Annotated in this window: 5 protein-coding genes; 2 read left to right on the top strand and 3 right to left on the bottom strand. The window is 71.9% G+C overall.

Annotated features, from left to right (window positions below; genetic code table 11):
• Positions 1-294: 294 nt before the first annotated feature.
• Positions 295-969 carry an NIPSNAP family protein gene (locus NBZ85_RS27200; RefSeq protein WP_261560640.1) on the bottom strand — a complete coding sequence of 225 codons (675 nt, stop codon included), beginning with the start codon at positions 967-969 and terminating at the stop codon, positions 295-297.
• A 292-nt stretch (positions 970-1,261) separates the two neighbouring features.
• Between NBZ85_RS27200 and NBZ85_RS27195 the strand changes: the two genes are divergently transcribed.
• Together NBZ85_RS27195 and NBZ85_RS27190 are read left to right on the top strand one after the other, a co-directional pair.
• A complete protein-coding gene (locus tag NBZ85_RS27195) occupies positions 1,262-2,122 on the top strand; it encodes an SAM-dependent methyltransferase (protein ID WP_261562868.1) in 861 nt (286 codons plus the stop codon).
• 168 nt (positions 2,123-2,290) lie between these two features.
• Positions 2,291-3,055, top strand: a complete 765-nt coding sequence (locus NBZ85_RS27190) for a PASTA domain-containing protein (protein WP_261562867.1) — start codon at positions 2,291-2,293, stop codon at positions 3,053-3,055.
• A gap of 63 nt (positions 3,056-3,118) precedes the next feature.
• On the opposite strand, the gene nudC is transcribed toward NBZ85_RS27190, so the two are convergent.
• Both nudC and NBZ85_RS27180 read right to left on the bottom strand, forming a co-directional pair.
• A complete protein-coding gene (gene nudC, locus NBZ85_RS27185) occupies positions 3,119-4,093 on the bottom strand; it encodes an NAD(+) diphosphatase (protein ID WP_264762352.1) in 975 nt (324 codons plus the stop codon).
• 82 nt (positions 4,094-4,175) lie between these two features.
• Positions 4,176-4,961: an enoyl-CoA hydratase/isomerase family protein gene (locus NBZ85_RS27180; RefSeq protein ID WP_261559856.1), complete on the bottom strand. Its 786-nt coding sequence runs from the start codon at positions 4,959-4,961 to the stop codon at positions 4,176-4,178.
• Positions 4,962-5,279 lie beyond the last annotated feature (318 nt).

The raw sequence follows: 5,279 nt of genomic DNA, 5'->3' as shown, positions 1-5,279 counted from the left end.
CCGGCCCCGCCGGCCCCGCCGGCCCCGCCGGCCGCGTCGGCCGCAGCCGCAGCGGGCCTGCTCGGTCCGTCGCCGCCGGGCGCCTGCGCGTCCGGACCGTCGCCGCGCGGCCACGCCCCCACGTCACCCATGCGGACCGCCACCTGTCGGCACGCCACTGCCCTCGGCCAGGCCAATCAGGATCCCCGCCATGCCCGCGTCCATTCTGCTGCGCAACGTGACGGTCTGGGACCGAATCTATCCCGTCCCGCCACCGTCGGTGCGGAACTGTGGGGCGGCCGGGTGGGGCGGGATCTAGTGCAGCGGGGAGAAGGCGGTGGGCCAGGCCATGCTGGACTGGGCGGCAAGGATCTGCTCCGGGGCGCCGGCCGGCGGCCAGATGCCACGGGCGGCGAGGTCGCGACGGATCTCGACCCGCTCGTCGAGACCGGAGAACGGCCAGATGTGGACGATCCGCGCCGGGCCGTCGAGCGCGTACATGACGACGGTCAGCGGGTCGATGACGTGGCGGGCGGGCAGCGCCCCACGCCAGGCCTCGATGGTCGGCGGCAGGCCGCCGGGGCGCAGGTGGTAGTCGCGGATCTCGTAGACCTTGCCGAACTCCCCGGGGCGGACCGGGGGAACGTAGGGGAACGGCGCGAAGCTCGCCAGGGAGAGGTCGGTGACGGCCCCACCGGGGTCGGCACCGAACGGGGCGCTGGACCGGCGGGCGCGGGCCCGCTCGGCGGCGAGCTCCCCGTCGTCGTCGAACGACCGTAGGACGAACAGTCGGCCCAGCGGGCCGTGCTCGGTCTGCCAGCAGCCGAGCAGGCGACCGCGCGCGCCCTCGCCCTCCACCCAGGGCAGCACACCCGCGGCTGCCCGCCCGCCGTCGGCCAGGCCGAAGTGCAACGTGGCCAGCTCGTAGCGGACGGCCTGCTCGACGGCGCCCAGGTCGGCTCCGGTGATGACGTCGGGCTCGGTCGGCACAGTTCCTCCTTGACATCGAGAAGATGGTTGGTCGAGAAGATGGTTGTCTGTCGGGACGGACCACCACACTGGCCGATCGGGGCCTGACGCGCTCCCGTTCCAGCTCGATGTCAGCTCGATGCCAGCTCGCCTGTGGCGCACGCGGTGGCTGCTCCGCCCGAGTACCAGGCCGAGGTCCCCCACCGGTTGTCCGGCGGCGTGGACTCGTCCGGCGGCGATAGACCTGTTCCACTATGCGGGTCGTTAGGGTGATGCGAAACGATCGCGCCGAATGCGTAGGAGGTCTGTGACGATGAGCGAGGCCGAGGCAGAGGCGGGCACGACCGGGGCGGCCTGGTTCACGCCGGTGGCGGCGGAGGTCAGCCCGGCGAATCTCAACATCGGGGTGCCGCACCCGGCCCGGATGTACGACTACTACCTCGGTGAGAAGGAGAACTTCCCCGCCGACCGGGAGACCGCCGAGCAGGCCATCGCCGCGTTCCCGAACACCCGCAACGCCGCCCGGCAGAACCGCGCGTTCCTGGTCCGGGCCGTGCGCCACCTCGTGGGCGAGGTCGGCATCCGCCAGTTCCTCGACATCGGCACCGGCATCCCCACCTCGCCGAACCTGCACGAGGTCGCGCAGGGCATCGCGCCGGACACCCGCGTCGTGTACGCGGACAACGACCCGATCGTCCTCACCCACGCCCGCGCGCTGCTGACCAGCACGTCCCAGGGCCGCACCGCCTACCTCGACGCCGACATCCGCGAACCCGAGCGCATCCTGGCCTCCCTCGAGCTGCGCGACACCCTCGACCTGACGAAGCCCGTCGCGCTCTCCCTCATCGCGATCTTCCACTTCATCGACGACGCTGACGACCCGTACGGCATCGTCCGCCGGCTCGTCGACGAACTGCCGTCCGGCAGCTACCTCGCGCTGACGAACGCGACCGGCGACCACGACCCGACGTTCGAACCGGCCGCGGAAACCTACCGGCGCCGCGGCGTCACGATGCGGCTGCGTAACCGCACCGAGGTCGAGCGCTTCTTCGACGGCCTGGAGCTCATCGACCCCGGCGTGCAGGTCGTCCACCACTGGCGCCCCGACTCCACCACCGAGGATCTCACCGACGCGCAGGTCAGCGTCTACGGCGCCATCGCCCGAAAGCCCTGATGCGCCCCCGCGGGTGATCCCATAGCGGGACGTGCCACGCCCCGAGTGACGGACCCGCCGCGGCTGTCCTCCATCCAGGTGGGCGTTGTCCCCCGAAAGTCTTTGCCAGCCAGCAACCGTTAGCCTCCCGGGCCTGGCGTGATCCGATCGGCAGGGGGGAAGAGGATCATGAGCTATGACCATGGAGGCTGGCCGGACCACGGCGGCGGCAGACGCCCGACGGGGGACGACTGGCAGCGCGGCTGGGACGACAGCGGCCACGGGCGACCAGCGGGTCAGGATTACCGCAGGCCCGATGCCGGCTACGGTCACTCTTCCCCGCCCAGCGGGCGGGGCGGGGAGGGGCCCAGCAGAACGGACGACTACTGGTCCGGGCCGCCCGACCGCGGCGGATTCGCAGCGAGACCGGCTGCGCCGCCGCCCCCGCCCCCGCCGGGGAAGACCGGTCTGTCTCGCAACGCGAAGATCGGCATCGGCTCCGCGGCGGTGGTGGTCCTGCTGGGCATCGGGGCCGCACTCGGTGGCGGTGGGTCCACCGCCACGACGACCGCCAGCGCGGTCGTGCCTGCCCCGGTGGCGAGCGCCCCTCCGGTGACCGGCGTTCCTCCGGTGACCGGCGTTCCTCCGGTGACCAGCGGCGCCCCGGCGGCCGGTGGCAGCATCGCCGCCGGTGCGGTCGCCCCCGTCGCGTCGACCACCCCGGCCCCACGCCGGGCGGTTCCGAACGTCGTCGGACTGAACCACCAGACCGCGCAGGACACTCTGCAGGCCGCCGGTTTCTACAACCTCGCCGAGCAGGACGGCACCGGCCAGGGACGCATGCTCGTCTTGGACCGCAACTGGCACGTCATCGCGCAGGCCCCCGGGCCGGGAACGGTCATCAGCACCGACGGCCAGGTGATGCTCACGTCGAAGAAGTACACCGATCCGTGATGACAGTGCCCCTGCCAGATCCGTCCTGGCCGACTGTCGGCGCTTAGGACCGCGGACGCGGCGTCAGCCGGCAGCGGACCAGGATTCGATCATGATGCGGGCGATGGACATCCGGCCGGGCAGGCGGATCGGCGGGGTGGCGGTCGCGGACGAGTCGTCCGCGGTGGCCCAGTCGTCGCCGCGGGCCAGCGCCTCGCGGACCTCGTCGCGGGTGATCCACAGCGCCTCGCTGATCTCGGTCTCGTCCAGGCGAAACGGCTGGGCGGGATCGGCCACCGCGTGGAAGCCGAGCATCAGGGACCGCGGGAACGGCCAGCCCTGGCTGCCGAGGTAGCGGATGTCGGTGACGTCGAGCCCGACCTCCTCGCCGATCTCGCGCGCCACGCACGCCTCCAGCGACTCGCCCGCCTCGACGAAGCCGGCGAGCACCGAGAAGCGGCCCGCCGGCCAGGCCCGGTGGCGGCCGAGCAGCATCCGATCCGCGCCGTCGTGCACCAGGCAGATCACCGCCGGGTCCGTCCGTGGGTACTCCTCGTGGTGCTGCGCCTCGCAGATGCGCGCCCAGCCGGCGTTGGCCTGCCGGGTCGGCGAGCCGTCGCGGGCGCAGAACAGGGCCCGGCCGTGCCAGTTCAACAGGGCGACCGCCGCAGCCAGCAGCGCCGCGTCGCGATCACTGAGCTCCGCGCCGACCGAGAACAGATTGAGCCACCGGATCTCGTCGCCGGCCGCAGCCTGCTCCGGGCCGCCGCGCACCGCCCAGTACGCGACCCCGTCGACCTCGCCGAGCAGCAGCGCGTCCGGCGGCGGGGAGCCGGCGGCCTCGATCGCCGCCCGCGTCCACAGCCGGGGGCCGGTGTCCGCGTCCTCGACGCCGGGCGCCGGCCACACCACGGGGCTGCGGCTCTCCTCGTCGACGAGGACGACCCGGGCGGTGGCCCAGCCCTCCTTCTGCCGCCCGGTGTCCTGCCGCAACAGCTCGTCCCGCAGCAGGGCGGCACCCGCCAGCACCGGCGGCCGAATCAGCCCGAAGTCAGTCAAGGTCACACCCTCCAGTACAAGCCACGTGCACACTCACGGTATGCCGGCGCCGACTCGGGCGAGCACGGGCGGTGCGCGGCGCTCAGGTGAACTTCGGGGCGCGCTTCTCGACGAAGGCCGTGATGCCCTCCCGGCCGTCACCGACGGCGCTGCGCGCGATCTCGCGTGCCTCCAGCTCCATCTGCGTTTCCAGGCCGTTGGTGAAGGTCTGGACCAGCAGCCGCTTGATCGCCCCGTGTGAATCGGCCGGACCCGCCGCGATCCGCTGCGCCAGCGCCGTCGCCTCGCCGTCGAGCTCTCCCGCGGGCACGACCCGGGTGACCAGCCCCCATTCGAGTGCCTCCGCGGCGGACAGCCGACGGTTGGTGAACATGAACTCCTGCGTGCGGCGCAACCCCATCAACCGGGGCAGCGTGTAGGAGGAACTGCCGTCCGGGCTGAGCCCCACATTGGTGTAGGCCATGGTGAAGGTGGCGGAATCAGCCGCGAGAACCAGGTCGCCCGCGGCCGCGATGCTGACCCCCGCGCCCGCGGCGACGCCATTGACGGCGACGATCAGCGGAGCGTTCATCCGCGTAAAGATCGACACGGCACGGTGCAGGTCGTCGGCAAGTTTTTTGATTTCCACGCCGATGCGATCGCCGTGGTCCGCCATCTCCTTCACGTCACCGCCGGCGGTGAAGAAGCGGCCGGTAGCGGTCAGCAGCACAGCCCGGACCGACGGGTCGCCGTCGCAGGCGGCCGCCGCCCGGGCCAGCTCCGCGGACATCTCCTGGTTGAGGCCGTTCGCGGCGTCCGGACGGTTGAGGGTGATCCGGGCCACTCCGCCGTCGCGCTCGAACTTCAGCGTCTGGAACTCCTGGCTCATCAGCGTCTCCGTTCACAGGGTGTAGCGGGTGAACGCCCGACGGTCACGCATAGTGCAGTCGGACGCATCAGGCCCACCTAGTCCCGCCGATACGGGACGTGCTCAGACAGACCTACCAGCATTCGACCGCAGCCGCCCGCGACGCCGCTCGACCGGTCGCCGGGCCGGCGGCGGCGATCGGGGGCACCCAATGAACCTTTCCCGGTAACCTTTCGTCACCTTTGGTAGCAACAACGCTGTGTGCATACGTTGATCTCTACGTGGTGCGCTGGTGCTCCATGTGGAGCAGCACGAGGCATGCTTTCACCACGGATCCGA

Source organism: Frankia tisae, assembly GCF_025403405.1.
GTDB classification, from domain to species: Bacteria; Actinomycetota; Actinomycetes; order Frankiales; family Frankiaceae; genus Frankia; species Frankia tisai.
The sequence above is the reverse complement of the archived record's forward strand: the minus strand, read 5'-3'. Positions and strand labels throughout refer to the sequence as shown.

Excerpts from the sequence above, each read along its gene's own strand:
- NBZ85_RS27195 (WP_261562868.1), top strand. The coding sequence starts at position 1,262 with ATGAGCGAGGCCGAGGCAGAGGCGGGCACGACCGGGGCGGCCTGGTTC.
- NBZ85_RS27190 (WP_261562867.1), top strand. The coding sequence starts at position 2,291 with ATGAGCTATGACCATGGAGGCTGGCCGGACCACGGCGGCGGCAGACGC.
- NBZ85_RS27180 (WP_261559856.1), bottom strand. The coding sequence starts at position 4,961 with ATGAGCCAGGAGTTCCAGACGCTGAAGTTCGAGCGCGACGGCGGAGTG.